This window comes from Anaerotruncus sp. DFI.9.16, from assembly GCF_024461615.1.
Taxonomy (GTDB): domain Bacteria; phylum Bacillota; class Clostridia; order Oscillospirales; family Ruminococcaceae; genus Anaerotruncus; species Anaerotruncus massiliensis.
This window is the reverse complement of record NZ_JANFZX010000012.1, coordinates 22,660-49,176: the sequence shown is the minus strand read 5'-3', so window position 1 is coordinate 49,176 and position 26,517 is coordinate 22,660. Positions and strand designations below refer to the sequence as shown.

The window sequence follows — 26,517 nt, the reverse complement described above, 5'->3', positions numbered from 1 at the left end:
TCTTTCGGCGGCGGACCCGGCGCGGCCAGAGACGGCAAAAAGCGTGGGCAGAGCCTCGTACCGAAAGGCGGAGGCCGGCCCGATGGAGCTTTGGGGGTTTCCAAAGGGCGTTTTAGCGTGGACAGAGACGGCGAAAAGCGCGGGCAGAGCCTCGTACTGGAAGGCGGCGGCCGGCCCGATGAAGCTTTGGGGGTTTCCAAAGGGGACTTTCCCGAAAGTCCCCTTTGGCTGGTAATGCTCCCCGGTTTACATCGGGGGGAAAGCATGATATAATAATAGCTCAAACCGGCAAGGTTTTTTGAGATAGAAGCATTTTACCGGAGAATGGAGGCCGCGATATGAGCGAGCTTAACAATAAAAAAATTCTGCCCGCGGAGAAGAAGTCCCCGCAGGTGCCCGAACCGAAGGAACCGGTGCGCATGCCCATGCTGGTGCTGCGCGGGCTGGTGCTCTTCCCGCAGATGGTGCTGCATTTCGACGTGGGCCGGGAAAAGTCCATCCTCGCGCTCAACCGCGTGATGAGCGGCGACCGCAAAATCTTCCTCGTCGCGCAGAAGAACATCCGCGACGACGAGCCGAAGGCGGACGGGCTCTATAAAATCGGCGTGGTGGCGCAGGTTAAGCAGATCATCAAATCCCAGGGGGGCACCTGGCGGGTGCTCGTCGAGGGGATGTACCGCGCGAAGACGATCGAGGTGCTCTCCGAGTCGCCCTTCTTCGAGGGGATGATCGCGGAGTTTCCGCTGCGCATCACCCGCAGCGTCAAGTCCGCGATGTGCGACGCGCTCATGCGCACCGTCAAGGACCTGTTCGAGGAATACTGCTACCTCACGCCGCGCATGCCCAAGGAGCTGATCGTCAGCGCGCTTGTGAGCGAGGACCCGGTGCACCTGGCGGAGTACATAGCGGGCAACATGCAGATGGAGGTCGAGGACAAGCAGACGATCCTCTCCCAGAGCGACCCGCTCAAACGGCTGGAGATCCTGGCGCGCCTGCTCGAGGAGGAAAACGACATCCTCTCGCTCGAGGCGGACATCCAGGAGAAGGTCAAGGGCCAGATCGACAAGAATCAGCGCGAATACTACCTGCGCGAGCAGATGAAGGCGATCTCGGGCGAGCTGGGCGAGGACGACGACCAGGAGGAGATCCAGGAGTACTACGACAAGATCGCCAAGATCAAGTTCGACGCGGAGACCGCCGAAAAGCTGGGCAAGGAGGTCGACCGGCTGTCCAAGCTGCCGGGCAACTCCAACGAGGCGGGGGTCATCCGCGGCTATCTCGACACGGTGCTCGAGTTGCCGTGGGGCAAAAGGACCGCCGACAAGATCGACGTCAAGAAGGCGAAGGCGCTGCTCGACCGGGAGCACTACGGGCTCCGGAAGGTCAAGGAGCGCATCCTCGAGCTGCTCTCGGTGCGCAAGCTCGCGCCGGAGATCAAGGGGCAGATCATCTGCCTCGTCGGCCCTCCGGGCGTCGGCAAGACGTCGATCGCCCGCTCGATCGCCAAGTCGATGGGGCGCAAATACGTGCGGATCTCGCTGGGCGGCGTGCGGGACGAGAGCGACATTCGCGGCCACCGCAAAACCTATATCGGCGCGATGCCCGGCCGCATCATCAACGCGATGAAGCTGGCGGGCAGCCAGAATCCGCTCATGCTGCTTGACGAGGTGGATAAGCTCGGCAACGACTACCGCGGCGACCCGTCGGCGGCGCTTCTCGAGGTGCTCGATTCGGAGCAGAACCACGCCTTCCGCGACCACTTCATCGAGGTGCCGTTCGATCTTTCCGACGTGCTCTTCATCGCGACGGCCAACACCCTCGACACAATCCCCGGGCCGCTGCGCGACCGCATGGAGATCATCGAGCTTTCCAGCTACACCCGCGAGGAGAAGTTCCACATCGCGAAAAACCATCTCTGCCCGAAGCAGCTCAAGCGCCACGGTCTGACCGCCTCCAAGGCGAAGATCACCGACGACGCGGTCTACGCGCTCATCGACAACTACACCCGCGAGGCGGGCGTGCGCCAGCTTGAGCGGGAGATCGCTTCGCTGCTGCGGAAATCCGCCAAGCAGATCGTTTCGGGCGACGCGAAAAAGGTCGTCATCGACAACGCGAACATCACCGATTTCCTCGGCCCCCGCAGGTTCAAGCCCGAGCTCATCCAGTCGTTCGACGAGGTGGGCATGGTCAACGGCCTGGCGTGGACGAGCGTGGGCGGCGAGATGCTTCAGGTGGAGGTCGCCGTCATGGACGGCGCGGGCAAGCTGGAACTGACCGGCTCGCTCGGCGACGTGATGAAGGAATCCGCGCACGCCGCGGTCAGCTATATCCGCGCCCACTGGGAACAGTACGGCGTGGAGCACGACTTCTATAAGACGCGCGACATTCATATCCATGTTCCCGAGGGGGCGGTGCCCAAGGACGGGCCGTCCGCGGGCGTGACGATCTGCACCGCGCTCATCTCCGCGCTGTCGGGCACCCCGGTGCGTCGCGACGTGGCGATGACCGGCGAGATCACCCTGCGCGGCCGGGTGCTGCCGATCGGCGGGCTCAAGGAAAAGACGATGGCCGCCTATCGCGCGGGCATCAAGACGGTCGTCATCCCGGCCGAGAACGAGCCCGACCTGGCCGAGGTCGACGAGGTCGTGAAGGAGCATATCCGCTTCATCACCGCCGAACGGATCGACACGGTGCTCGAGACGGCGCTCGTCAGAAAGCCGCGCGCCAAGGCGAGCACCCCCGTGCTCGACGCGATCGCTTCCGAGGGCAAGGAGCCGCTTTCCAAGGCGAATTCCCCGATTCCACAATAAAACCACAGACCGAAAGGGGCGGGAGCCATGAATTACCACAACGTCCAGTTTGAAGCGAGTTACGGCACGTCGTCGCAGCTTCCGCCCTCCGACCTGCCCGAGATCGCCTTCGCGGGGCGCTCCAACGTGGGCAAGAGCTCGATGATCAACAAGCTCTTCAACCGCAAGGGGCTCGCGCGGGTGTCGGCGGTGCCGGGCAAGACGGCGACGATCAACTTTTTCCACGCGGACGGCGTCCGCTTCGCGGACCTGCCCGGCTACGGCTACGCGAAGGTCTCGAAGGGGGAGAAGCGCCGCTGGGCGGAGTTGATCGAGGGGTATTTCGCGCAGGACCGCGACCTGCGGGTCGTCTTCCAGCTCATCGACATGCGCCATCCGCCGACGGCGGACGACCTGACGATGATCGACTTTTTGATCGACCGGGAGCTGCCCTTCGTGGCCGTGCTGACCAAGGCGGATAAGCTCTCGAAGAAGCAGCGGGAGGAACGCCTCGCCGCGCTGGAACGCGAGCTGCCCTGCGCCGACCAGATCATCAAGATCCCCTTCTCCGCCGAGACGGGCGAGGGGGTCGACGCGGTAAAGGCGATCGTCGCGGAGATCGAGCGGGACTGCGCCGAGGAGGCGCGGGAGGAGGACGACCGCGCCTCGATGGACGCGCGCGAGGCCGAGAAGGACGCGGGCGGCTATGCCGACGACATGTAAAATCTGACGAAAGACGTGATCATATGTTTGTATCCGACTGCCTGGGGCTCAACGCCCTCGGACACCTGACGATCGGCGGGCGGGATACCGTCGAGCTGGCGCAGACCTACGGCACCCCCCTCTATGTCATGGACGAGGACGAGATCCGCCGCGCGTGCGAAAGCTACCGTGAGTCGATCAACCGCTACTACGGCGGCCGGGGGCTCGTGACCTACGCGAGCAAGGCGTTCTGCTGCAAGGCGGTCTGCCGGATCGTGGCGGAGGAGGGGCTGGGGCTCGACGTGGTGTCGGGGGGCGAGCTCTACACCGCCAAAAGCGTCGGCTTCCCGCCCGAGCGCATCTTTTTCCACGGCAACAACAAGACGGTGCAGGAGCTGATCGAGGCGCTCGAATACGGGGTGGGCACGATCGTCGTCGACAATTTTGACGAGCTCATGCTGCTCGACCAGCTCGCCGTCAGCCGGGGCAAGGTCGCGGAGATCCTCTTCCGCATCAAGCCGGGCATCGACGCGCACACCCACGACTTCGTGCGCACCGGCCAGATCGACAGCAAGTTCGGCCTCGCGCTCGAGACGGGCGAGGCGATGGAGGCGGTCCGGCAGGCCGTCGGCATGAAGGGGGTCCGCCTCAAGGGCGTCCACTGCCACATCGGCTCGCAGATCTTTGACATCGAGCCGTTCGAGCACGCCGCCGAGGTGATGCTCGGCTTCATGGCGGACGTGAAGTCGGAGACGGGCCGGGAGCTCGAGATCCTCGACCTGGGCGGCGGCTTCGGCATCAAATACCTGCCCGAGCACGACCCCGTCCAGTACGACCGCTATATGCAGCGGGTCGCGGGCGCGGTCGAGCGCACCTGCAAGGCGCGCGGGCTGCGCACCCCCTTCATTGTCATCGAGCCGGGCCGCTCGATCGTCGGCCCCGCGGGGCTGACTCTCTACACGGCGGGCGCGGTCAAGGAGATCCCCGGCGTGCGCACCTACCTGTCGGTGGACGGCGGCATGGGGGACAACCCGCGTTACATCCTCTATCAGGCGCCATACGAGGCGATGGTCGCCAACCGGGCCGCCGAGCCCAAGACCCGCACCGTCACCCTCGCGGGCCGGTGCTGTGAGTCGGGCGATCTGATCGGCGAGCACATGCAGATGCAGGAGGCGCGCGCGGGCGACATCATCGCCGTGCTGGCCACCGGCGCCTACAACTATGCGATGGCCTCCAACTACAACCGCATCCCCCGGCCGCCCGTGGTCATGCTGCGTGAGGGGCGGGCGCGCGTCGTCGTCCGTCGGGAGAGCTACGAGGACCTCGTGCGAAACGATGAGGACTGAGGGGGCGCGGAGATGAAAAAACAGGTGCGCGTCCGCCCGGGCAAGGGACAGTCGGCCGTCGGGGCCGTCGTCGGCGTGGTCTTTGTCCTGCTCGGTATTTTCATGGTGATTCCCGCCTTCGGGCCGTTCGGCATCTTCTGGACGCTGATCGCGGTCGTCATCACGGCGGTCAACCTGCTGAACGCCTTTTCCAAAAAGGGCGTGACAAGCTGCCGCATCGAGATCGACGAGGCGGACGCGCCGGAGGAGCCGATCGAGCGGCGGCTGGAACGCCTGCGGGGGCTCTATGAGCAGCGGCTGATCTCCGCGGAGGAATACCAAACAAAAAAGGCGGAGCTGCTGGAAAAGCTCTGAAAGCGGCCGGGCGGGGGTTTCCGCCCGGCTTTTCGCACCCTTTCCCGGGTTGCGGCGTCAGCGTGAAAAAAATGTAGCGCTTTCACGCATAAAAGTCTTTACTTTCGTAAACTAAAATGATAAAATGCAGACAGTGCAAATATCATTTGTGGAGGCGATCGTTTGAATACGAAACTCAAGGACATGAACGTCGACTATCTCTTTAAAGCCATCCTCTCCCTCGAAACGATGGACGAGTGTTATAATTTCTTCGACGACCTGTGCACCGTGCCCGAGCTCAAGGCGCTCTCCCAGCGCCTCGAGGTGGCCCGCATGCTCAGCGAGGGGCGCGTCTACAGCGACATCGTCGCCAAGACGGGCGCCTCCACCGCGACGATCAGCCGGGTGAACCGCTCCCTCAACTACGGCAGCGACGGCTACAAGGTGGTCTTCGAGCGGGTGAAGGACTGATGTCCTACCACGCCTTTGCCGCCTATTACGACCGGCTGATGGAGCAGGTCGACTACCGGCGGCGCGCGCAATATTTCGATTCTGTCATCAGGCAGCATCTCAGCGTGGCCGAAAAGCCCATCCTGCTCGATCTGGCGTGCGGGACGGGAAGCCTTTCGGTCGAGCTTTCCCGCCTCGGCTACGACGTGATCGGGGTGGACGGCAGCGCGGACATGCTGTCTGAAGCTGCGTCCAAGGGCGTGGGGGAAATTCTCTGGCTCTGCCAGGACTTTTCCTCCCTCGACCTCTACGGCACGGTGGACGCGGCGGTCTGCGCGCTCGACAGCCTCAACCACATCACCGACGAGGCGGCGCTCGAGGCCGCGATCGGGCGGGTGGCCCTCTTCACCGCGCCGGGCGGCGTCTTCGTCTTCGACGTGAACACCCCCTATAAGCACCGGGAAATCCTCGGGCAGAACACCTTCGTCTACGACCTCGGGGACCTCTACTGCGTATGGCAGAATGCCACCGACGACACCCTGCTCACCGAGATCACGCTCGACTTTTTCGTACGGGAGAAAACCCTCTACGCGCGGGAGGGGGAGAGCTTCTGCGAGCGCGGCTATTCGCACGATACGCTCGCCGGAATTCTCGACCGCGCCGGCTTCGAGCTGATCGCGGTCTATGAGGGGGACACCTTCGACCCGGTGGGGGAGACGACCCAGCGCGCCGTCTACGCGGCGCGCCGCAGGGGATAAGAAACGGAAAGGAACTTTCAGATATGGGAAAACTGATTCGCGCCATCGCGGGGGACGGCTCGCTCGTCTGCACCGCGGTGGACTCGACCGATATCGCCGCCGAGGCGGAGCGGGTCCACAGGACCTCCGCCACGGTGACGGCCGCGCTCGGGCGGCTGATGACCGCCGCATCGATCATGGGCAGCCAGCTCAAAAACGAGGGGGACAGCGTCACGGTGCGGCTGGCCGGCGGAGGGCCCGCCGGCTCGCTCATCGCGGTGTCCGACGCGCGGGGCAACCCGCGCGGCTACGTCGCCAACCCCGTCGTGGAAATTCCGCTCAACCGCTACGGCAAGCTGGACGTGGCGGGCGCGGTGGGCAAAAACGGCACCCTCACCGTCATCAAGGACGTGGGCCTGCCCGAGCCGTCGATCGGCTCGGTGCCGATCGTCTCGGGGGAGATTGCCGAGGACGTGACGAGCTACTACGCGGTCAGCGAGCAGACGCCGACCGTCTGCGCGCTCGGCGTGCTCGTGAACCCCGAGCTCACCGTGCGGGCGGCGGGCGGTTACCTCGTACAGCTGCTGCCGGGCGCGGGGGAGGACACGATCGCGCGGCTGGAGGAGAACATCAACGCGGTGAAGCCCGTCTCGACAATGATCGACGAGGGGATGGGACCCCGGGAGATCATCGAAACGGTGCTCGCGGGCTTTTCCCCCGAGATTCTGGACGAGCGGGAGGTCCGTTACCGCTGCACCTGTTCCAAGCAGCGGGTCGAGCGGGCGCTCCTCAGCATCGGCCGCGAGGACCTCGAAAAGCTTGCCGAGGAACAGGAGACCACCGAGGTGGCCTGCCACTTCTGCGATAAAAAGTACACCTTTACCCGCGCGGAGCTGGAAGCCCTGCTGCGGCGCTGAAAGGAGGCCGTCGGATGGGACTGCGGAAGATCGCCGCCCTGCTGGCGGCCTGTCTTTTTTTGGCGGGGTGCGCGCCGCAGGCCGCCCCCGCGGCGGCTTCGGCCGCGGAGCCATCCGCGTCCGCCCCGGCCGGGCGCGCCGCCTCCGCCGAACCGCCGGGATCAAAATCGGAACCCGGCCCGGAACCGGGCGGGACCTACCGGCTTGATCCGCCCCGCTTTCTCGAGCGGAAGGACTGGAAGCTCTGCCCGCTGGCGGAGGACTACCTCACGTTTGACGGGGAGGCGTTTGCCGCGAAATACCCCGCCGACGCGCTGTGGGAGCAGGGGGCGTCCGGCCGCCTGCTCTTCGACGGGCGTTCCACCGCCCCGGTGATCGCGGGCATCTCGGTCGGCGACCCGTTTGAACTCGTGCGGGAGGCGTTCGGCGCGCCGCAGTTCGGCTTTGCACGGGACGACGACCGTTCCGCGCCGGGGATGAGCCGCCACATGCCCGTCTGCTACGCGGGCTACCGCACGCGGGAATTTTCCATCGCGTTTGAGGGCGAGGCGGGCGGCGAGGTCCGGTCGATCTGCATCTGCAGGCGGTATCCGCTGCCGGAGGAGCGCCGGGACATGCTCCCGGTACTCGCGGCGCACGCACCCTGGTACGGGATCGGCGGCAACGCCGGCGACGCCGGGTGGAAGCGCTGCTTCGGGGAGGATGCGCCGGTGTGGTATGAGCAGCTTGGACGCGGCTCGATGACGCTCTTCTGCGGCTACGGCTTCATTTCGACGAGCACCGGCGAGGAGGACGACTACCAGGTCTACGCCGACTACGAGGGGGATATTCCGGACATCCCGGAGGTGGAGGTCTTGAAGGCCAACTGGCCCGAGCAGCAGATTTGGGGGATCTACGACGATCTGGCGCGGGTGCGCGCTGCGGTCGCCAACCGCCAGGACTGCCTATCCCCGGACGGGAACGTCCTGGCGTTCGCGGTCAGCGACGGGCTCTATGAACAGGCGTACGTCCAGTTCCACTGGATGGACGCCTCCCGGCCCGACCGGCGGGTCCGCTTCGGGCATTTTTCCAGCGTCGCGGGGTTCCTCAGTGACCGCTACCTGCTCGAAACGAACATGCTCGGCCCGCACGTCTACGACGTTGAAAAGGACGAGATCGTCTTTTCGGAGCCGCTGGAGGACGGGCTGGGCATCCGCGGCGCCCCGCCGGCCGGCGGGCCGCTTTTTTTATTTGATTTTGTATGTATCCTGATAGTGCTTGCAGCAGACGTTCAGCACGCATTTGTTGCATTGGGGCCGTCGCGCGATGCAGACGGCGCGGCCGTGCAGCACCAGCCGGTGGCAGAAGTTGTTGGACTCGGCGGGCGGCAGCAACGGTCGGAGCTGTTCCTCCACCTTGGCGGGGTCCTTGCTGTCGGTGAGGCCGAGCAGGTTGGTGATGCGGATGCAGTGGGTGTCGCAGACGATCGCGGGCTTCCCGTAGACGTCGCCCACCACGAGGTTCGCGGTCTTGCGCCCGATGCCGGGGAGCTTGGTCAGCTCCTCGACCGTGTCGGGGAGCACGCCGCCGTACTGCTCCATCAGCATCCGGCACATCGCGACGATGTCCTTCGCCTTGGTGTGGTAGAAGCCGCAGGGCTTCACGATCGCCTCCACGTCGGCGACGTCCGCCTCCGCGAAGTCCCGGACGCTCTGGTATTTCTGGAAGAGATCGACGCAGACGATGTTGACCCGCGCGTCGGTGCACTGCGCGGCCAGACGGGTGGCGATCATCAGCTCGTGGGGCTTGCGGTAGTCGAGGGAGCAGATCGCGTCGGGGTATTCCGCTTTCAGCAGCTCCACCGCCTGCAGGGCGGCTTTTTTCTTGTTCATGGGGAACCTCCTTTAAGGAATCATGGGCAGCGCGGCGTGGAAGACGAATCCCAGCGCGCCGGAGATGCAGATGAGCCAGATGGGATGCAGCTTTTTGCGCCAGCGGCTGACCGCGAAGACGATCACGCCGATCAGGATGGCGCGCCAGCTGATGTGGGGCAGCGTCCAGAAGTAGAGCAGGGCGTGGGGGGAGAGGCCGCCGAGGGTGATTGCGGTGAAGATCGAGAGCGCGGCCGACGCGACGAGGGCGACGACGGCGGGGCGCAGGCCGTAAAAGACGGCCTTCACATAGATGTTCTCCTGGATGCGGCCGAACCACTTCGCGACGATGAGGATGATGAGGAAGGAGGGGAGCACAACGCCGAGGGTGGCGCAGACGGCGCCGACGACACCCGACTGGGACATGCCCACAAAGGTGGCGATGTTGACCGCGAAGGGGCCGGGCGTGGACTCGCTGATGGCGATGAAATCGATGAGCTGCTGCTGGGTGAGCCAGCCGTGCGAGAGGATGTCCTGCTGGATCATCGGGATCATCGCGTAGCCGCCGCCGAAGGTGAAAAGCCCGATCTTGAAAAAGGTGAGGAAGAGGTAGAGGTTGATCATTTGCCGTCACCTCCCGCCGCTTCCGGGTTCCTGCGCGCGATCACAAGCTGGCGGACGACGCCGGCCGCGCCCGAGAGGACGAGCAGAAGGATCACGCTGACGTTGAAAAAGGAGGCCGCGAGGAAATCGATCAGGATGACGATCGCGACGAAGTTGGTGCGGGGGACCTGCTTGCCGAGCTTGATGACGGCGTTGAGGATGAGCACGACGACGCCCGCGCGGATGCCGTCGAACACCCAGGTCAGCCAGGTGAACCGCTGGTACTGCATGATGAAGAGGGAGAGCACCGCGATGATGAGGAAGGAGGGCAGCGCGACCCCGAGGGTTGCGGAAGCGGCCCCCCAGAACCCGGCGACGCGGTAGCCGATGAAGGTGGCTGAGTTGATGGAGACGGGCCCGGGGGTCGCCTCGGAGATGGCGAGCACGTCGAGCATCTCCTCGTCGCTGATCCACTGGTGGGTTTCCACCGCCTCCCGGTGGATGAGGGGGATCATCGCGTAGCCGCCCCCGAAGGTGAAGAGGCCGATCTTGAAGAAGGCGGCGAACAGTCTTAAAAGCTGGTGATTCTTTTTCATGTGCGATTCAGACTCTTTTCCACAGGCGACGCCTGTTTGATCAGTCGCGCGGCGGGTCCGCGCGCCCAGGGAAACCCCTGACGAACCCGCGGCCCCGCGGGCGGGGCCGGCCGGAAAATGCGGTTACGCGTTTATTATACCCCGAAACGACAGGCCCCGTCAAACAATCTGAATAAATGTTACTGTTTTGTCATAAGCTACAGAAAGGAAAATTTTGTATGGAAGAGGGGAACGCCCATGACCATCCGCCTCAAACCCCTTGCGGTCTCGGTGGCCGTCCCGCTGGCCGGCGGGCTGCTCAGCAACTGGCTTTCGGGGGACGTCCGCGCAGTCTACGAATCGCTCAATCTGCCCGCCTTCGCGCCGCCCGCATGGATATTCGGGGTTGTGTGGCCGCTGCTCTACCTGCTGCTGGGGATCGCGGCCTATCTCATATGGGAGAAGCCCGCCTCCTCCGCGCGCACGCAGGCGCTCACCTTTTACGGCGTGCAGCTCCTCCTCAATTTCCTCTGGAGCCCGCTCTTCTTCCGGTTCGGGCTTTTCCGCTTCGCCTTCTGGGAGCTGTGCGCCCTTTTCGCGCTCGCCGCGGTCACCGCGACCTGCTTCGCGATGCTCTCCCGGCGCACACTCTGGCTCACGGCGCCCTATCTCTGCTGGCTGCTCTATGCGGCGGCGCTCAACCGGGCGGTCGCGGCGCTGAATTGACCGCATCCTCTATCAATTTTTTTACCGCTGTGGTAGAATAGGGAAAAGGCCCGCGGGCAAAACGACGGAAGAAAAAAGGTGCGCAGATGAAACTGAATTTCAACAAACGGGATACGACCATGGCCGTCTACGCGTTTCTGGTGCTGGCGGCGGCGATCCTCTTCTACGGGCTGCTGAACAATTTTCCGGTGGTGGGCAGGGCGTTTTCGACGGTGTTGGGACTGATTTCCCCCTTCATCTACGCGTTCGGCATCGCCTACATCCTCAATCCGATCTTGAAATTCATCGAGCGCGCCATCCTCTCCCCCCTGCTCGGAAAGCACGTCAGCGGCAAGTGCATCCGCGCGGTCGCGGTGCTGCTGACCTTCCTGTTCGCGGCGGGGGTGATCGCGGTCTTCGTCATGATCGTCATCCCGCAGCTGATTTCGAGCATCACGGGGCTCGTCTACAGGCTCTCCCGCTACCTCAATTCGCCCGACACCTGGCTGCCGCGCCTGCTGGCGCTCTTCCCCGACCTCGACCTTGACGCCACGATCTCGAACGCGCTCAGGCAGTACGCCGACACGATCCTGAACTCGACCGTCTCGATGATGAAGCAGCTGCTTCCCTGGCTCGTCTCGGCGTCCACCAGCTTTGCGTCGGGGCTCCTCAGCACGGTGGTGGGCATCATCATCTCGGTCTACATGCTGCTCGACAAGGAGCGGTTCTGCGCGGGCTGCAAGAAGGTTTGGTACGCCATCCTTCCGCAGCAGCGCGCCGACTGGCTGCTCGACCTGACCGCCGAGGCCAATCGGGTGTTCGGCGGCTTCATCAGCGGGAAGATCCTCGACTCCCTCATCATCGGCATCCTCTGCTTTTTGGGGATGACCCTCTTCAAGATGCCCAACGCGATGCTCATTTCGGTCATCGTGGGGGTCACCAACGTCATCCCCTATTTCGGGCCGTTTATCGGCGCGATCCCCTCGTTTTTCATCATCCTGATCGACGCGCCGATCAAGGCGCTGTGGTTCCTTGTCTTCATCCTCATCCTCCAGCAGTTCGACGGCAACATCCTCGGCCCCAAAATCCTCGGGGACTCTACGGGGCTTTCGGCCTTCTGGGTCATCTTCGCGATCATGCTGTTCGGCGGCCTCTACGGGTTCATCGGGATGTTTTTGGGCGTGCCCGTCTTCTCGGTGGTCTACATGCTCATCTGGCGGTTCGTCGACGCGCGGCTGGCCGCCCGCGGCATGCCGCTGGAACTGGTGAGCTACAGCGCGCCCGACTCGCCCATCCCGCAGGGCTCGAAAAAGCAGAAGCCCGCCCGGCGCGGCGCGCCGGGCATGCTGCGCGGGGCGCACGTCTCCCGCATCGGGCCGCCGCGCCGCAAAAAAACGGACGAGCCGGAGGACGCCTCCGGCGGGCGGGAAAACGACTCGACCGATGCGTGAACAAACTGTGAAGAAAGATGAATCTTTTGTTAAGATTTGCCGGTTTCCTCTCGCGCTGAGGAAAAGTGTGATAGAATACTCTATACAAAATGCGGCATCGAAAGTGAGGACTGACTGTGAAGGTCAAACGGTACAAGCTGGTTACCTACCTTGTCATTACCCTTGGCATCTGCCTCTATATCTTTTTTGAGGCGCCCAATCTCAACCCCTTCTTCTATTCGGACGGCGCCTTCTTCTGGGCGGTGGTCATCACCCTCTATGTCGGCGCGTGGGCGCTCATGCATTTCGGGGAGCTGACCTTCCAGTTCACCGACCGCAGCGAGCGGCCGTTCAACTATGTGCCCAACGAGAAGTTCCCCCGCTGGACCAAGCTCCTGCTTGCGCTGCCGTGGGTGTTTTTCATCGTGGTGCTGGTCGGCTCCTCCTTCATCTTCAACTGGAAGGCCTTCCGCGACCAGCTCGGCACCTCCGAGGTGGTCGAGTTTTCCGCGAGCATGCAGGCGGTCGACCTCAACCAGGTGCCGGTCGTAGACCAGGAGCTGGCCGTGCGGCTGGCCGACAAGAAGCTCGGCGAGCGCGCGGGGCTCGGCAGCCAGGTGCGCCTGGGCAGCAACGACGCGACGATCCAGCGGGTGGACGGCAAGCTCGTGTGGGCGGTGCCGCTCTACCATTCCGGCCTCTTCAAGTGGCTGACCAACATGTCGGGCACCCCGGGCTATATCCTCGTGTCCGCCACCGATGTGAACGACGTGCAGTACGTCGAAAATTTCAAGGTGAAATACCAGCCGGGCAACTACCTGCTGCACGACCTGACGAGGCACACCCGCTTCTTCGGGGCGTGGTTCGACGGGATCACCGACCCCTCCTTTGAGATCGCCGACGACGGCCAGCCCTACTGGATCTATACGACCTACCGCAACCGGCGCGGCTTCAGCCTCCCCGAGGCGACGGGCGCGTGGGTGGTCAACGCGACCACCGGCGAGATGGAAAAGTATACGATCGACACGATCCCCGAATGGGTCGACCGCATCCAGCCGGAGGACTTCATCATCCGCCAGATCAACAACAAGGGCGAGTACGTGCGCGGCTGGCTCAACTTCGCGGACAAGGACAAATACCGCGCCTCGGCCGGGCACATGATCATCTACAACAACGACCGCTGCTACCTCTTCACCGGCATGACGAGCGTGGGCGGGGACGACAGCGCGATCGGGTTCATCATGGTCGACATGGTCACCAAGGAATCGATCGTCTACCAGATGCCGGGCGCGACCGAGATGGCGGCGCAGGGCTCGGCGGAGGGCAAGGTCCAGCACCTGGGCTACGACGCGACCTTCCCGCTCATCCTGAACGTCGAGGGCCAGCCGACCTACTTCATGGCGCTCAAGGACCAGAGCCGCCTCATTAAGCAGTACGCCTTCGTATCGGTCGCCAACTATTCGATCGTCGGCACGGGCGAGACGATCCCGCTCGCGCTGCGCGACTACCAGCAGGGGCTCAAGAATTCGGGCATCGCGGGGGTCGCGCCGCCCGCCTCGGAGCAGGCCGTGGTCACCGGGACGGTCGAGCGCATCGCCTCGGAGGTGAGCGGCGGGGATACGGTCTACAAGATGATCCTCGCGGAGCACCCCGACAAGATCTTCACGGTCCCCGCGCTCGTCTCAGACGAGCTGGCGCTCACCCGCGAGGGGGACCGCGTCAAGATCGAATACACCGAGGGCGATGGGATCATCAGCCAGGCCACCGTATTCGACAACCTCGCATACACCCAGAAATAAGCAGCAGGGGTCCCGCGAAACCGCGGGGCCCCATTCTTTTCCCGGCGGGGCGTTTCGGCCGGAACCGCTTTTTTCGCCCTGTTTTTGTTGACAGAACGGGTTTGCCTCACTATAATGGAAGAAATCCGGGCGATGTATTGGAATACCGCTTTAAACTGTAAAATTCACACGGGAGGAGGGATGGACGATGGAGAGGCTCACGGGGATCGGCGGGAGCGGCGGGCTCGTGTTCGGGCGGCTGCATTTCTTCGACAACTCGGTGCGCCAGGTGGGGCCCTGCCCGGCCGCCGACAGCCGCGTGGAGCTGGAACGGTTCGAGGCGGCGCGCGCGGAGACGCTCGGCATCCTCGACGCGCTGCAGCTGCGCGCGCAGGAGGAGGCGGGCCCCGACGAGGCGCGCATTTTTGAAATCCATCGGATCATGCTGACCGATCCCGACTTCGAGGACCGGGTGACCGACCGGATCGTCCGGCAGGGCCTGATCGCGGAATACGCGGTGCAGGAAGCCGGACGGGAACTTGCGCAGATGCTGGCGGCGATGGACGACGCCTACATGCGGGAACGCAGCGCGGACGTGACCGACGTGTGCAACGGGGTCATGCGGCGGCTGCGCGGCGAAAAGGAGGCGGACCTGCCGGGGCGCGGTCCGGAGCCGTGGGTGCTTGCGGCGCGCCACCTGCTGCCCAGCGAGGTGGTGCGGATCGAGCGGGGCAGGGTGCTTGCGCTCCTCACGAGCGGGGGCTCGCAGATGTCCCACGCCTGCATCCTCGCGCGCACGATGGGGGTGCCCGCCGTGACGCGGGTGGGAGAGAGGCTCTTCACCCTGCGGGAGGGCGGGGTCGTCGTGGTGAACGGCTTCACCGGCGAGGTGTTCGCGGATCCGGACGAGCGCACCCTCATGGCGGTGCGGGAGGGCTGCCAGGGCCCGCGCGGACAGTCGGGCTGACGGTGCAGGGAAGCAAGTTCCCTCTTGCATTTTTTCGCGGATATGATATGATAGGAGCATACTCATAGCAGAGTAGGAACCGGCGCGTTAAGTGCCGCCCGAACGGGGAGTTGTCGGGCGGACGAAAAGGAATCCTTGCGGTGCCGGTCCCGCATCCCGCTGCTGCATCCAAAGAGCGAGCCCTCTTTTCATGTAGCAAGAGACTGTTACATGAAAGGAGGTTATTTTTTTGATGAATCGGTTTTCTTCCCTTGCGGCGGAGCTGCGCGGGATTCCCCGCCTGACCGCCGAGTCGGCCCGGGAGACCCGCAGCGTCCGTTCGCTGACGGGCACCTCGATGCTCATGGCGCTGTCGGTGCTGCTCAACCAGTTCACGATCTTCATAAGCGCGCTGATCCGCGTGAGCTTCACCTTCCTGCCGATCGCGGCCGCCGGCATGCTCTTCGGCCCGGTGCTCACCGGGCTGGCGGGCGCGGCAATCGACATCCTCAAGTACTTCACCCGCAACGATGGAAGCGCCTTCTTCCCCGGGTTCACGATCAGTGAATTCATGCGCGGCTTCCTCTACGGGCTGATCCTCTACCGCAAGCCGGTCACGCTCGGGCGCACGGCAGCCGCGCATCTGAGCGTCATGGTGGTGGTCACCTTCCTGCTCAACCCGCTGTGGCTTTCGATGATGTACGGGCAGGCGTTCGTCGCGCTCGTCGGCATGCGCGTGGTCAAGAACCTCTTCCTCTTCCCGATCGAAGTGGCGATGCTCTACGCGCTGCTCAAGGCCACCGCGACCATCCGCGCGCGCGCCCTTGTGTGAACCTTCTTTCTTTTCTATCGCAAAAGAAAGAAGCAAAGAAAATGCTCCTGAAGCAGGGCCTGCGGGCCCGGGTAAAGGGCTCCGCCCTCGAAAACGCCCGGCACTCTTTCAGAGTGCCGGGCGTTTTCTCACCCGCCGCCTTTTAAAAAAGGCGGGCGAAAATATTTATTTGGGAAAGAACCTCGCGGGCGGCGTGGCGCGATAGGGAACGGCGCCCTGCCCGCATCAAAAGTTTCGGGGTCCAGGGGGACTTTTCAAAGTCCTCCCTGGCGGGGTTCAGGGGGGCTTTTCAAAGCTCTCCCTGGGCGGCGAAGCGCGTGAGGTTCTCGGCGGCGAGGCGCAGCAGACGTTCGCGCGTCTCGACGGGCATCCAGCTCACATGCGGGGTACAGATGACGCGCGGATGGAAGGCGAGCGGGTGGCCGGGCGCGGGCGGCTCCTCGGAGAGCACGTCGAGCCCGGCCATGTAGAGCCTGCCGGAGTCGAGCGCGTCGGCCACGTCCCGCTCGTTGAGGATCGCGCCGCGCGCCGTGTTGAGCAGCACCGCGCCCGGCTTCATGCGGGAGATCATCTCCGCGTCCACCATGCCGCGGGTCTCGTCGGTCAGCGGGCAGTGGATGCTCACCACGTCCGATTTCGCGAGCAGCTCGCCGAGCGGGACCATCCGGGCCGCGCCGTCTCCGGGCGCGGGACGGCGGCGGCAGGCGAGCACCTCCATGCCGAGCGCGGCGGCGGTCTTCGCCACCGCGCGGCCGATCTCGCCGTAGCCGATGACGCCGAGCGTCCTGCCCGCGAGCTCGAACATCCGCCGCCCGGCGACCTGCGGGTCGGTGGGGGAGACCCAGCGGCCCTCGCGGACGTAGCGGGCGTGCTCCGAGGTGGCGCAGGCGATCGAGAGGAGCAGCGAGATGGTGCTCTGCGCGACCGCCATCGTGCTGTAGGAGGGCACGTTGCGGACCGTCACGCCCGCGCGGCGCGCCGCCTCGAGGTCGATCATGTTGTAGCCGGTGCCGAAGGTGCCCGCGAACCGCAGGCACGGACAGGCGGCGAAGGTCTCCGCGGTGAGGGGCGCGCGGTTGGTGAAGACCGCTTCGGCGTCCCCGATGCGCGCGGCGATCTGCCCGGGCGGGGTGTCGTCATACCATTCCACCGCAAAGCGCGCGGGGTCGAGCGGCAGGCCGCCCGTACCGTACCCCGCGAGAAATCCGTCGAGAACCACTACTTTCATGCCCTGACCTCCCTTGCAGGGACATTGTAACAGAAGCGGGCGCGCATTACAAGAAACTGGAGGCGCGGATGGGCGATTGTTACCAAAATGTTAACATTGAAAATTTTTTGGAAAAGGGCTTGATTTTTAAAAAAAATGTATTAGAATAGTCTTAGCACTCAAAGAGAAAGAGTGCTAACAAATCTCCTTAAATTTGTCAAAAAACTATTATAATAACTGGAGGAATTCATCATGACGATCAAACCATTGGCAGACAGAGTTGTCACAAAGATGGCGGAAGCGGAAGAGACCACCAAGAGCGGCATCATTTTGGCGGGCTCCGCGAAGGAAAAACCGGAAATCGCCGAAGTCCTGGCGGTCGGCCCGGGCGGCCTGGTTGACGGCAAGGAAGTCAAGATGACCGTCAAGGTCGGCGACAAGGTCCTGATGAGCAAGTATTCCGGCACGCAGGTCAAGGTGGACGGCGAGGAATACACCATCGTGCGCCAGAACGACATCCTCGCGATCGTGGAATGATCACAGCCCCGTGAACAATAAATTTTGATATAGGAGACTGATAAATATGGCTAAGGTTATCTGCTATGGCGAGGATGCCCGCAAGGCGCTCCAGGCCGGTATTGACAAGCTTTCCGACACCGTTAAGATCACCCTGGGACCCAAGGGCCGCAACGTCGTGCTCGACAAGAAGTTCGGCGCCCCGCTCATCACCAACGACGGCGTGACGATCGCCAAGGAGATCGAGCTGCCCGACGCGTATGAGAACATGGGCGCGCAGCTGGTCAAGGAGGTCGCGACCAAGACCAACGACGCGGCCGGAGACGGCACCACCACCGCGACCCTGCTGGCGCAGGCGCTGGTGCGCGAGGGCATGAAGAACGTCACCTCGGGCGCGAACCCGATGGCGGTCAAGAAGGGCATCGCCAAGGCGGTCGACGCGGCAGTCGAGTCGCTCAAGGAGAATTCCAAGAAGGTCAAGGGCAGCAAGGACATCGCGCGCGTCGCGTCCGTCTCGTCCGGCGACGAGTTCATCGGCGAACTGATCTCCGAAGCGATGGAGAAGGTTTCCGCCGACGGCGTCATCACGATCGAGGAGTCCAAGACCGCCGAGACCTACACCGACGTGGTCGAGGGCATGCAGTTCGACCGCGGATATATCACCCCCTACATGGTAACCGACACCGAGAAGATGGAAGCCGTCCTCGACGACGCCTACATCCTCATCACCGACAAGAAAATTTCCTCCATCCAGGAGATCCTGCCCCTGCTCGAGCAGGTGGTCCAGGGCGGCAAGAAGCTGCTCATCATCGCTGAGGACGTCGAGGGCGAGGCGCTCTCCACCCTCATCGTCAACCGCCTGCGCGGCACCTTCACCTGCGTCGCGGTCAAGGCCCCCGGCTTTGGCGACCGCCGCAAGGAGATGCTCCAGGATATCGCAATCCTGACCGGCGGTCAGGTCATCAGCGAAGAGGTCGGCCTCGAGCTGAAGGAGACCCAGCTGAACCAGCTCGGCCGCGCGCGCCAGGTCAAGATCCAGAAGGAGAACACGATCATCGTCGACGGCATGGGCGACAAGAAGGCCATCAAGGACCGCATCGCGCAGATCCGCGCCCAGATCGAGACGACCACCAGCGATTACGACAAGGAGAAGCTCCAGGAGCGCCTGGCGAAGCTCTCCGGCGGCGTCGCGGTCATCCGCGTCGGCGCTGCCACCGAGATCGAGATGAAGGAAAAGAAGCTGCGCATCGAGGACGCCCTGTCCGCGACCAAGGCGGCTGTTGAGGAAGGCATCGTCGCCGGCGGCGGCGTGGCGCTGCTCAACACCATCCCGGCGGTCGAAAAGCTCATCCCGGGTCTCGACGGCGACGAGAAGACCGGCGCCCGCATCGTCCGCCGCGCGCTGGAGGAGCCCATCCGCCAGATCGCCGAGAACGCCGGCATGGAGGGCTCGGTCATCATCGACAAGCTCCGTCGCACCCGCAAGGTCGGCTACGGCTTCGACTTCGCCAAGGAGACCTACGGCGACATGATCGAGCTGGGCATCGTCGACCCGACCAAGGTCACCCGCAGCGCGATCCAGAACGCCGCTTCCGTGGCGGCGATGGTCCTCACCACCGAGAGCCTCGTCTCGGACGAGAAGGAAGAGAACCCGGTCCCCGCGGCTCCCGCGGGCGGCATGGGCGGCATGTATTAATCCCGCGAAACCCCGCACCCCAAAGGCCCCGGCGCAGTGCGCCGGGGCCTTTTTTGTGTGCCTGTGGGACGGGCCGCTGTGAAAAATTTCTAAAAATGCCTTGACAGATTGTGCAATTCGATTATAATGAAAACAACCAAACCAGACACGCGGAGGAAGCCATGAACAAGCTCACCCTCAAACAGAATCGATTTTTCGGCTTTTTTAGCTGGGGCTTTTACTTTAGCACCGGCTTTTTTGGCTATGGAAAAAGATTGTGTTTGATGAGCAGATAGTTCCGCGCGGCTGATCGCAGGGAATATATCCAGAGGACTCATTGACGCAATGGGTCCTCTTTTTGTATGCGCGGATGACGGACCCTTGCGTAAAATCAAATTTATTGGAGGCAACCGCAATGATCGTCATTATGAGACCCCGAACCCCGCAGCAGGAGATCGACAAGCTCACCGACGCGCTCACCAGCCGGGGCGTGGAGGTCAACCCCGTCATCGGAAAGGACCTGATCATCCTCGGCCTTGTGGGCGACACGAGCAAGATCGACCCGACCTGGATCGAGGCAAACCGCAACGTCGAGCGCGTCATGCACGTCGCCGAGCCGTTCAAAAAGGCCAACCGCATGTTCCATCCCGACCCGACCGTCGTGAAGGCGGGGGGCCGCGAGATCGGCGGCAAAAAGATCACGATGATGGCGGGGCCCTGCTCGGTCGAGAGCGAGGAGCAGATCTGCGGCATCGCGGAGCAGGTTAAGGAGATGGGCGCGGATTTCCTGCGCGGCGGCGCGTTCAAGCCCCGCACCTCCCCCTACGCGTTCCAAGGGCTCAAATACGACGGCCTGAAGCTGCTCAAGGAGGCCCGCGCCAAGACGGGACTCCCGATCGTGACCGAGATCATGTCCCCCTACGACATCGAGCTCTTCGCGGAGGACGTGGACGTCATCCAGGTGGGCGCGCGCAACATGCAGAACTTCGAGCTGCTCAAGGAGCTCGGACACACCCACAAGCCCATCCTCCTCAAGCGCGGCCTTTCCGCCACGATCGAGGAATGGCTGATGAGCGCCGAATACATCATGGCGGGCGGCAACGAGAACATCATCCTCTGCGAGCGGGGCATCCGCACCTTCGAGACCTACACCCGCAACACCCTCGACCTCTCGGCGATCCCGGCGGTCAAAAAGCTCAGCCACCTGCCCGTCGTCGTCGACCCCAGCCACGCGAGCGGCAAGTGGTGGATGGTCGATCCGCTCGCTAAGGCGGCCGTCGCCGTCGGCACCGACGGGCTGATCATCGAGGTGCACAACGACCCCGCCAACGCCCTCTGCGACGGCCAGCAGTCGATCCGCCCGAGCATCTACGGCGAGCTCGTCAAGGAGCTGCGCGCCATCGCCCACGCCGTCGGCAGGGAGCTGTAGGGATACGGGGGAACGGACGGTTGTAAAAAGCGGCCTTTTGAAAAAGGCCTGGCGAAAACTGGGGTGCAGGCGGGCCGCTGCCCCAGCCCAACCCGCCGCCCGTGCGGCAAGGCCCCATTCGCACGCCGCGAGCGTCAGGCGGTTCGCCGCGGCGTATCTGCATCAAAAGTTCTTTGGCGGGCTTTCTTTCAAGAAAGCCGCAGGGAGGTACTTATGGAGGATTTGGCAGACTACCGGCGGGAGATCGACGAGATCGATTCCCAGCTGATCCCGCTCTTTGAGCGGCGGATGGACGTGGTGCGCGAGGTCGCGCGGTTTAAAAAGGCGCGGAACATGCAGGTCCTGCAGCGGGACCGGGAGCGCGTGGTGCTCGATAAGGCGGTCGCGCGGCTGCAGGACCCGGGCTACGCGGCCGAGGCGGAACGGTTTATGAACGCGGTGATGGCGATCAGCCGGGCGGCCCAGCGGCGGGACATCGGCGGCGCGCTGCCGCGCGAGGCGTCCCCGCTGACCGGGAAGGTGGGGTACTACGGCGCGCCGGGCTCCTTCTCCGAGCAGGCGCTCGCCGACTACTTCGGCGAGGACCGGGAGCGGACCGCCTGCGCCGAGTTCGAGGACGTCTTCACCGCGCTGCGGGACGGGGAGATCGACTACGGCGTGCTGCCGATCGAGAACTCCTCCACCGGCGCGATCACGCGGGTATACGACCTGCTGGGCGGCTACGGCTTCTTCATCGTCGGCGAGCGTCGCCTGCGCATCCATCAGAACCTCGTGGGCGTGGCGGGCGCGACGCTCGACACGGTGCGCGCCGTCTATTCCCACGAGCAGGGCCTCGAGCAGAGCAGCCGCTTTCTGGTGGAGCACCCCGGCTGGGAACAGGCCGTGTTCCACAGCACCGCCGAAAGCGCCCGCCTGGTGGCCGCGTCGGGCGACCCCACCAAGGCGGCGATCGCGAGCGAACGCGCGGCCGCCCTCTACGGGCTTGAAATCATCGCCCCGGCGATCGAGAACAGCCGCCACAACGCGACCCGCTTCATCGTCATCGGGCGCGCGCTCGCGCCCGCCGGGGCGGACAAGGTGAGCCTCGCCTTTTCGCTCGACAACGAATCGGGCACCCTCTACAACACCCTACGGCACTTCGCCGACCGGCGGATCAACCTTGTGAAGATCGAGTCCCGCCCCATCCCCGAGGAGCTGTGGAGCTACCGCTTCTACCTCGATTTCGAGGGGGACGTCGACAGCGACGACGTGCGCGGCGTGCTCGCGGAGATCTCCGCCGGGGCCAAGGATTTCCGGCTGCTCGGCGCCTACCGGAGCGACCGGGACTGAACGGAATGAAAAACAGGCGGACGCAGTCGCGTCCGCCTGTTTTTTGCGTTTTGCAGCGCGCTACGCCAGCGCGATGGGGATGAAATCGGGGAGGACGGAGACGCGGTAGTCGCAGCCGACCGTGTCGACGGCGTCCTCCGGCGCGAGCCAGCAGGTGGCGACGCCGGCGTTTCTGCCGCCCGCCATGTCGGAGGTGAGCGAGTCGCCCAGCAGGATGACGCGGGAGGGGTCGGGGTTCCCGACTGCCGCGAGCACCGCGTCGAAATATTCCTTGCGCGGCTTTTGGAAGCCGATCTCCTCCGAGATGAACATGTCCGAGATGAGCGGGCGCAGGGGGGACTTTTCGAGCCGCCGCTTCTGGGTCGCGACAAGGCCGTTGGTGGCGATGTAGAGGGGGTGCTTTCCGGAAAGCGCCCGGCAGAGTTCGAGCGCGCCCTCGCGCAGATAGGCCCCCTCGCCGAGCGCGGCGGTGTAGGCGGCGTTGAAGTCGGCGGGGTCGAAGGACGCGCCGAGCGCGGCGGCGAGCCGCTCGAACCGCCCGACCCGCAGGGCCTCCTGCGTGGTGCCGCCCTGCTCGTAGAGCCTCCAGAGCGCGTCGTTGATCGCGTGGTAGCGGGCGTGGACTTCTTCGTTGAAGGGGACGCCGAAGGCGGCGCAGGTGCCCGCGAGGGCCTCGCGGGCGGCCCGCCGGTAGTCGAAGAGGGTCTCATCCGCGTCGAGCAGAATGACGTCGTATTTCATGGGAGGGTCCTCCTTTTTTGATACGTCCGAGGTAGTCGCGGGTGGCGGCGAACACCTCCGGGGAGAGCAGCAGCACCGCGATCAGGTTGGGCAGGGCCATGAGGCCGTTGAAGGTGTCGGAGACGCTCCAGACGAGCTGGAGGCTGCCCACGCAGCCGACGACGGTCATGCCGATGAAGCAGAGGCGGTAGCCGATACGGGCACGTGCGCCGAAGAGGTAGTCGACGGCACGTTCGCCGTAGTAGGACCAGCCGAGGATGGTGGCGAAGGCGAAGCAGCAGACGGCCAGCGTGATGAACACCCCGCCGAACCGGCCGAAGCCGCTGGAGAAGGCGGCGATGGCGAGCTCCGCGCCGTCCCCGCCGAGCAGGTGCGCGCCCGAGGTGAGGATGGCCAGCGCGGTGATCGTGCACATGACGATCGTGTCGAAAAAGACCTCGAAGATCCCCCACATCCCCTGGCGGACGGGTTCCTTCACGTTGGAGGCGGAATTGACGATGACCGAGCTGCCGAGCCCGGCCTCGTTGGTGAAGACCCCGCGCGCCACGCCGTAGCGGACGGCGTCCGAGAGGATGAATCCCACCGCGCCGCCCCCCGCGGCCCGCAGGGTGAACGCATCGGAGAGGATGGCGGAGAAGGCGGCGGGGATGCCGCGCCAGTTGAGGCAGATGATGAGAACGCCGCCGAGGGTGTAGGTGACCGCCATGAAGGGCACGAGCTTTTCCGTGACCGAGGCGAGCCGCTTGATGCCGCCGAGGATGACCACCCCGGCGAGGGTGGCGACGGCGATACCGACGGCGAGCGGGGAGAGGCCGAAGGAGGAGGCGAGCGCCCCCGAAATGGAGTTGGCTTGGGTCATGTTGCCGATGCCGAAGGAGGCGGCCGCGCAGAAGACGGCGAAGAGGACCGCGAGCCAGCGGCAGCCGAGCCCCCGTTCGATGTAGACCATCGGCCCGCCGACCCATTTGCCATGGGCGTCGCGGTAGCGGTAGCGGTTGCCGAGGACGTTTTCGGCGTATTTGGTCATCATGCCGACGAGCGCGGAGATCCACATCCAGAAGATGGCCCCCGGCCCGCCCGCCGTGATCGCGGTGGCCACGCCGACGATGTTGCCGGTGCCGATGGTGCCCGCCAGCGCGGTGGCGAGCGCCTGGAACTGGGAGATCGCGCCGGGATCGCGCCGGTCGCGCACATCGGGGCTGCGGAAGATGGCGAAAAGGGTGCCGCGCAGCCACAACCCGAACCGCCGAAATTGGAAAAAACCGGTGCCGACCGTAAAATAGAGGCCCGCGAGCAGCAGGAAGCCGATCATGACGGGCCCCCACACGAAGCCGCCGACCAGTTGGTTGAGCTTTGCGATCCCTTCCGCGAGTTTTTCCATGCCATCCTCCCAGCGTGTTCCCGGGGAGTCCCGGAAACATCATAGCATTTTGCGCGCGGGCGCGTCAACGGCGCGTCCGGGCAAAAAAATTTGATTTTTTGCAAATAATCCCATATAATAGAACCATTGCACAATCGCGCCCGCGTCCGGCGGGCGCGGGACGTACCATTCCAACATATGATCGAGGAGGACGAAACATGTTAGTATCGGCGAAGGACATGCTTACCAAGGCCCATGAGGGACATTACGCGGTCGGGCAGTTCAACATCAATAACCTTGAGTGGACCAAGATGGCCCTGCTCGCGGCGCAGGAGTTGAGCTCCCCCATCATTCTCGGCGTCTCCGAGGGCGCGGGCAAATATATGTGCGGCTTCGAGACGGTCGCGGCGATGACCAAAGCGATGGTCGAAAGCCTCGGCATCACCGTGCCGGTGGCGCTGCACCTCGACCACGGCAGCTATGAGGGCGCCAAAAAGGCGATCGCGGCGGGCTTCTCGTCGGTCATGTTCGACGGCTCCCACTATCCGATCGAGGAGAACATCGAAAAGAGCAAGGAGATCATCGCGCTGGCCGCTTCCAAGGGCATTTCGGTCGAGTGCGAGGTCGGCGCGATCGGCGGCGAGGAGGACGGCGTCGTGGGCGGCGGCGAGGTCGCGGACCCCGCCGAGTGCAAGCGCATCGCCGACCTCGGCGTGACGATGCTGGCGGCGGGCATCGGCAACATCCACGGCCAGTATCCTGAAAACTGGAAGGGCCTCAACTTCGAGGTGCTCAGCGAAATCCAGAAGCTGAACCCGTCGATGCCGCTCGTCCTTCACGGCGGCACGGGCATCCCGGCCGACATGATCAAAAAGGCGATCTCGCTGGGCGTCAGCAAGATCAACGTCAATACCGAGTGCCAGCTCTCCTTCGCGGCGGCCACCCGCAAATATATCGAGGAGGGCAAGGACCGGCAGGGCAAGGGCTTCGACCCCCGCAAGCTGCTCGCGCCCGGCTGCGACGCGATCAAGGCGACCGTCAAGGAGAAGATGGAGCTCTTCGGCTCGGTCGGCAAGGCGTAAAGCATAAAGAAAAAACATCCGCCGGCTGAACCGGCGGATGTTTTAGTTCTCCCGCCTCCCCGGGCCCATATGTTTACGCCATTATTTTGTGCAGTCTTGCGCTATCTTTTCCCGCGTGAATCTGATATATTGACAGTAAGGACACAACAGAGACACAACGTCGATCAGTTGGGAGGGGTTCTGATGTTGAAAAAGTTTTTCTCCGTTTTGCTGGCGCTCTTCCTGCTTCTGCCCGGGCAGGCCGTGTCGGCGCAGGAAGCCGATTCCCTCTTTAACCGCGCACTGCGGCAGGAACCCTATTCCGTGCTCGACGGCCGGCTGACCATCCGGATGCCGACCGGAACCGAGGACGCGGCGATACAGCGCGATATCATGGGACCCATGTCCTCCTCTGCGCGCGAGACCCGGCTGATGTCTGAAAATATCGGCGGCGCGGAGCTGGTTGTGTATGCGCAGGAGATGTTCCGCTATTCCACCGGCGATTTTGTAAAGGATCTGGAACTCATCTTTTCATCCAATTGGCAGGACGCGGAGTTCGGTTATGAGCTGGCCTGCTCGGAGCCCGGTTTTTCGGCGGCAAAGCTCAAAATCCCCGCGACAGACCCACAGGGTGAAGCGATCCTCGTCAGTGCCGTGGTGGTGCGGACCGCCGACAACGGACTCATTATGCTCTCTTTTCTGGTCACGCCCGAGGCCTACCGCTCCCCCAATCAATGCCGTGCGCTCTGCGACCGGGTGATTGCCACGCTGAAGCCGGGGGAACGGATGCTGAACACCGCCGCCCGCAGGGAGACGCTGGATGGCGCGGGGTACCAGATCAGCCTCGACAAGGATTATGTGGTGATCGAGCAGTTCGGCGTAGATTTTTTGGTCTACTACATCGAGAAAGTGACTCCCCTGGACACTTCGGCCCCGTCGATGGGCATCTATCTGGGCTTCCACCCTTCGACGGACGGGAAGCCCTACGGTACGCAGAGCAAGGGCACCATCCTCGGGAAGTCGGTCGTCTGGTCCGCCTCCAACAATCGCGTGGAGACGCTCACGAGGCTGAAGGACGGCAGCATGATGCACATCTTTATCACTGCCGACGATCAGGCCGACCGCGCCGCCCTCAAGAAGATGGCGCAGTCCCTCCAGGTAAAAACGAAGTGATATAAGCACGGCGGTAAAAAGGCCCGGATTTCG

At 63.9% G+C, this 26,517-nt stretch carries 26 protein-coding genes and 1 riboswitch; of the genes, 18 read left to right on the top strand and 8 right to left on the bottom strand.

The window, feature by feature from the left end:
• The first annotated feature begins 338 nt into the window (after positions 1-338).
• From lon to hslO, 7 genes are all read left to right on the top strand, one after another.
• Complete coding sequence (lon, locus tag NE609_RS07240; RefSeq protein ID WP_256152163.1) at positions 339-2,810, top strand: endopeptidase La; 2,472 nt, start codon at positions 339-341, stop codon at positions 2,808-2,810.
• A gap of 27 nt (positions 2,811-2,837) precedes the next feature.
• On the top strand, positions 2,838-3,512 hold the full coding sequence (yihA, locus tag NE609_RS07235; RefSeq protein ID WP_256152162.1) for a ribosome biogenesis GTP-binding protein YihA/YsxC: 675 nt from the start codon (positions 2,838-2,840) through the stop codon (positions 3,510-3,512).
• 23 nt (positions 3,513-3,535) lie between these two features.
• Positions 3,536-4,837: a diaminopimelate decarboxylase gene (gene lysA / locus NE609_RS07230; protein ID WP_256152161.1), complete on the top strand. Its 1,302-nt coding sequence runs from the start codon at positions 3,536-3,538 to the stop codon at positions 4,835-4,837.
• Positions 4,838-4,849: 12 nt separating this feature from the next.
• Positions 4,850-5,191, top strand: coding sequence for an SHOCT domain-containing protein (locus NE609_RS07225; protein ID WP_256152160.1), 342 nt, complete (start codon positions 4,850-4,852; stop codon positions 5,189-5,191).
• A 162-nt stretch (positions 5,192-5,353) separates the two neighbouring features.
• Positions 5,354-5,641 (top strand): YerC/YecD family TrpR-related protein, encoded by a 288-nt coding sequence (locus NE609_RS07220; protein ID WP_101549760.1) that lies wholly within the window; start codon positions 5,354-5,356, stop codon positions 5,639-5,641.
• Entirely contained in the window at positions 5,641-6,378 is a 738-nt protein-coding gene (locus tag NE609_RS07215; protein ID WP_256152159.1) for a class I SAM-dependent methyltransferase, read from the top strand. The genes NE609_RS07220 and NE609_RS07215 overlap by 1 nt, the downstream gene beginning before the upstream one ends.
• 23 nt (positions 6,379-6,401) lie before the next feature.
• A complete protein-coding gene (gene hslO, locus NE609_RS07210; protein ID WP_256152158.1) occupies positions 6,402-7,274 on the top strand; it encodes an Hsp33 family molecular chaperone HslO in 873 nt (290 codons plus the stop codon).
• 262 nt (positions 7,275-7,536) lie between these two features.
• Here the strand turns inward: hslO and NE609_RS07205 are convergent, their stop codons facing one another.
• From NE609_RS07205 to NE609_RS07190, 4 genes are all read right to left on the bottom strand, one after another.
• Entirely contained in the window at positions 7,537-7,764 is a 228-nt protein-coding gene (locus NE609_RS07205; protein WP_256152157.1) for a hypothetical protein, read from the bottom strand.
• Between the two features lie 736 nt (positions 7,765-8,500).
• Complete coding sequence (nth, locus tag NE609_RS07200) at positions 8,501-9,145, bottom strand: endonuclease III (protein ID WP_256152156.1); 645 nt, start codon at positions 9,143-9,145, stop codon at positions 8,501-8,503.
• Positions 9,146-9,157: 12 nt separating this feature from the next.
• Entirely contained in the window at positions 9,158-9,748 is a 591-nt protein-coding gene (locus NE609_RS07195) for a chromate transporter (protein ID WP_121587010.1), read from the bottom strand.
• The gene (locus tag NE609_RS07190; protein ID WP_256152155.1) at positions 9,745-10,323 is read right to left on the bottom strand and encodes a chromate transporter; all 579 of its coding nucleotides are present in this window, start codon (positions 10,321-10,323) and stop codon (positions 9,745-9,747) included. The genes NE609_RS07195 and NE609_RS07190 overlap by 4 nt, the downstream gene beginning before the upstream one ends.
• 237 nt (positions 10,324-10,560) lie before the next feature.
• Here NE609_RS07190 and NE609_RS07185 point away from each other — a divergent pair, with 237 nt between their 5' ends.
• The 5 genes from NE609_RS07185 to NE609_RS07165 all read left to right on the top strand — a co-directional run bounded on the left by NE609_RS07185 (position 10,561) and on the right by NE609_RS07165 (position 15,993).
• Positions 10,561-11,028, top strand: coding sequence for a TspO/MBR family protein (locus NE609_RS07185; RefSeq protein WP_256152154.1), 468 nt, complete (start codon positions 10,561-10,563; stop codon positions 11,026-11,028).
• An 86-nt stretch (positions 11,029-11,114) separates the two neighbouring features.
• Positions 11,115-12,458, top strand: coding sequence for an AI-2E family transporter (locus tag NE609_RS07180; RefSeq protein WP_101549779.1), 1,344 nt, complete (start codon positions 11,115-11,117; stop codon positions 12,456-12,458).
• 116 nt (positions 12,459-12,574) lie between these two features.
• Positions 12,575-14,236, top strand: coding sequence for a hypothetical protein (locus tag NE609_RS07175; RefSeq protein WP_101549782.1), 1,662 nt, complete (start codon positions 12,575-12,577; stop codon positions 14,234-14,236).
• 187 nt (positions 14,237-14,423) lie between these two features.
• Positions 14,424-15,182 (top strand): phosphoenolpyruvate-utilizing N-terminal domain-containing protein, encoded by a 759-nt coding sequence (locus NE609_RS07170; protein WP_256152153.1) that lies wholly within the window; start codon positions 14,424-14,426, stop codon positions 15,180-15,182.
• A gap of 66 nt (positions 15,183-15,248) precedes the next feature.
• A riboswitch (THF riboswitch) is annotated at positions 15,249-15,346 on the top strand.
• 68 nt (positions 15,347-15,414) lie between these two features.
• Positions 15,415-15,993 carry a folate family ECF transporter S component gene (locus NE609_RS07165; protein ID WP_121587013.1) on the top strand — a complete coding sequence of 193 codons (579 nt, stop codon included), beginning with the start codon at positions 15,415-15,417 and terminating at the stop codon, positions 15,991-15,993.
• A 289-nt stretch (positions 15,994-16,282) separates the two neighbouring features.
• On the opposite strand, the gene NE609_RS07160 is transcribed toward NE609_RS07165, so the two are convergent.
• Positions 16,283-17,221, bottom strand: a complete 939-nt coding sequence (locus NE609_RS07160; protein ID WP_256152152.1) for a D-2-hydroxyacid dehydrogenase — start codon at positions 17,219-17,221, stop codon at positions 16,283-16,285.
• Between the two features lie 231 nt (positions 17,222-17,452).
• Here NE609_RS07160 and groES point away from each other — a divergent pair, with 231 nt between their 5' ends.
• Together groES and groL are read left to right on the top strand one after the other, a co-directional pair.
• On the top strand, positions 17,453-17,737 hold the full coding sequence (groES, locus tag NE609_RS07155; protein WP_101549792.1) for a co-chaperone GroES: 285 nt from the start codon (positions 17,453-17,455) through the stop codon (positions 17,735-17,737).
• A gap of 46 nt (positions 17,738-17,783) precedes the next feature.
• Positions 17,784-19,412 (top strand): chaperonin GroEL, encoded by a 1,629-nt coding sequence (groL, locus tag NE609_RS07150; protein WP_101549794.1) that lies wholly within the window; start codon positions 17,784-17,786, stop codon positions 19,410-19,412.
• Positions 19,413-19,501: 89 nt separating this feature from the next.
• Here groL and NE609_RS07145 read toward each other — a convergent pair whose 3' ends face one another.
• A complete protein-coding gene (locus tag NE609_RS07145) occupies positions 19,502-19,729 on the bottom strand; it encodes a hypothetical protein (RefSeq protein ID WP_256152151.1) in 228 nt (75 codons plus the stop codon).
• A 77-nt stretch (positions 19,730-19,806) separates the two neighbouring features.
• Here NE609_RS07145 and aroF point away from each other — a divergent pair, with 77 nt between their 5' ends.
• Both aroF and pheA read left to right on the top strand, forming a co-directional pair.
• Positions 19,807-20,820, top strand: a complete 1,014-nt coding sequence (gene aroF / locus NE609_RS07140) for a 3-deoxy-7-phosphoheptulonate synthase (RefSeq protein ID WP_256152150.1) — start codon at positions 19,807-19,809, stop codon at positions 20,818-20,820.
• Positions 20,821-21,033: 213 nt separating this feature from the next.
• Entirely contained in the window at positions 21,034-22,149 is a 1,116-nt protein-coding gene (gene pheA / locus NE609_RS07135) for a prephenate dehydratase (RefSeq protein ID WP_256152149.1), read from the top strand.
• Between the two features lie 60 nt (positions 22,150-22,209).
• On the opposite strand, the gene NE609_RS07130 is transcribed toward pheA, so the two are convergent.
• Both NE609_RS07130 and NE609_RS07125 read right to left on the bottom strand, forming a co-directional pair.
• On the bottom strand, positions 22,210-22,890 hold the full coding sequence (locus tag NE609_RS07130) for a YjjG family noncanonical pyrimidine nucleotidase (RefSeq protein ID WP_256152148.1): 681 nt from the start codon (positions 22,888-22,890) through the stop codon (positions 22,210-22,212).
• Positions 22,856-24,271: a sodium:alanine symporter family protein gene (locus NE609_RS07125; protein ID WP_256152147.1), complete on the bottom strand. Its 1,416-nt coding sequence runs from the start codon at positions 24,269-24,271 to the stop codon at positions 22,856-22,858. The genes NE609_RS07130 and NE609_RS07125 overlap by 35 nt, the downstream gene beginning before the upstream one ends.
• 197 nt (positions 24,272-24,468) lie before the next feature.
• Between NE609_RS07125 and fba the strand changes: the two genes are divergently transcribed.
• Positions 24,469-25,332 carry a class II fructose-1,6-bisphosphate aldolase gene (gene fba / locus NE609_RS07120; protein WP_121587496.1) on the top strand — a complete coding sequence of 288 codons (864 nt, stop codon included), beginning with the start codon at positions 24,469-24,471 and terminating at the stop codon, positions 25,330-25,332.
• A gap of 183 nt (positions 25,333-25,515) precedes the next feature.
• The gene (locus tag NE609_RS07115; protein ID WP_121587495.1) at positions 25,516-26,484 is read left to right on the top strand and encodes a hypothetical protein; all 969 of its coding nucleotides are present in this window, start codon (positions 25,516-25,518) and stop codon (positions 26,482-26,484) included.
• Positions 26,485-26,517: the final 33 nt, after the last annotated feature.

Coding starts and splice junctions, on each gene's coding strand:
- NE609_RS07225 (WP_256152160.1), top strand. CDS start 4,850: ATGAAAAAACAGGTGCGCGTCCGCCCGGGCAAGGGACAGTCGGCCGTC.
- NE609_RS07115 (WP_121587495.1), top strand. CDS start 25,516: ATGTTGAAAAAGTTTTTCTCCGTTTTGCTGGCGCTCTTCCTGCTTCTG.
- lon (WP_256152163.1), top strand. CDS start 339: ATGAGCGAGCTTAACAATAAAAAAATTCTGCCCGCGGAGAAGAAGTCC.
- NE609_RS07180 (WP_101549779.1), top strand. CDS start 11,115: ATGAAACTGAATTTCAACAAACGGGATACGACCATGGCCGTCTACGCG.
- yihA (WP_256152162.1), top strand. CDS start 2,838: ATGAATTACCACAACGTCCAGTTTGAAGCGAGTTACGGCACGTCGTCG.
- aroF (WP_256152150.1), top strand. CDS start 19,807: ATGATCGTCATTATGAGACCCCGAACCCCGCAGCAGGAGATCGACAAG.
- NE609_RS07145 (WP_256152151.1), bottom strand. CDS start 19,729: ATGAGTCCTCTGGATATATTCCCTGCGATCAGCCGCGCGGAACTATCT.
- NE609_RS07130 (WP_256152148.1), bottom strand. CDS start 22,890: ATGAAATACGACGTCATTCTGCTCGACGCGGATGAGACCCTCTTCGAC.
- NE609_RS07190 (WP_256152155.1), bottom strand. CDS start 10,323: ATGAAAAAGAATCACCAGCTTTTAAGACTGTTCGCCGCCTTCTTCAAG.
- NE609_RS07185 (WP_256152154.1), top strand. CDS start 10,561: ATGACCATCCGCCTCAAACCCCTTGCGGTCTCGGTGGCCGTCCCGCTG.
- NE609_RS07195 (WP_121587010.1), bottom strand. CDS start 9,748: ATGATCAACCTCTACCTCTTCCTCACCTTTTTCAAGATCGGGCTTTTC.
- fba (WP_121587496.1), top strand. CDS start 24,469: ATGTTAGTATCGGCGAAGGACATGCTTACCAAGGCCCATGAGGGACAT.
- NE609_RS07170 (WP_256152153.1), top strand. CDS start 14,424: ATGGAGAGGCTCACGGGGATCGGCGGGAGCGGCGGGCTCGTGTTCGGG.
- lysA (WP_256152161.1), top strand. CDS start 3,536: ATGTTTGTATCCGACTGCCTGGGGCTCAACGCCCTCGGACACCTGACG.
- nth (WP_256152156.1), bottom strand. CDS start 9,145: ATGAACAAGAAAAAAGCCGCCCTGCAGGCGGTGGAGCTGCTGAAAGCG.
- NE609_RS07165 (WP_121587013.1), top strand. CDS start 15,415: ATGAATCGGTTTTCTTCCCTTGCGGCGGAGCTGCGCGGGATTCCCCGC.
- NE609_RS07160 (WP_256152152.1), bottom strand. CDS start 17,221: ATGAAAGTAGTGGTTCTCGACGGATTTCTCGCGGGGTACGGTACGGGC.
- groL (WP_101549794.1), top strand. CDS start 17,784: ATGGCTAAGGTTATCTGCTATGGCGAGGATGCCCGCAAGGCGCTCCAG.
- NE609_RS07205 (WP_256152157.1), bottom strand. CDS start 7,764: ATGTGGCGGCTCATCCCCGGCGCGGAACGGTCGTCGTCCCGTGCAAAG.
- NE609_RS07215 (WP_256152159.1), top strand. CDS start 5,641: ATGTCCTACCACGCCTTTGCCGCCTATTACGACCGGCTGATGGAGCAG.
- hslO (WP_256152158.1), top strand. CDS start 6,402: ATGGGAAAACTGATTCGCGCCATCGCGGGGGACGGCTCGCTCGTCTGC.
- NE609_RS07125 (WP_256152147.1), bottom strand. CDS start 24,271: ATGGAAAAACTCGCGGAAGGGATCGCAAAGCTCAACCAACTGGTCGGC.
- groES (WP_101549792.1), top strand. CDS start 17,453: ATGACGATCAAACCATTGGCAGACAGAGTTGTCACAAAGATGGCGGAA.
- pheA (WP_256152149.1), top strand. CDS start 21,034: ATGGAGGATTTGGCAGACTACCGGCGGGAGATCGACGAGATCGATTCC.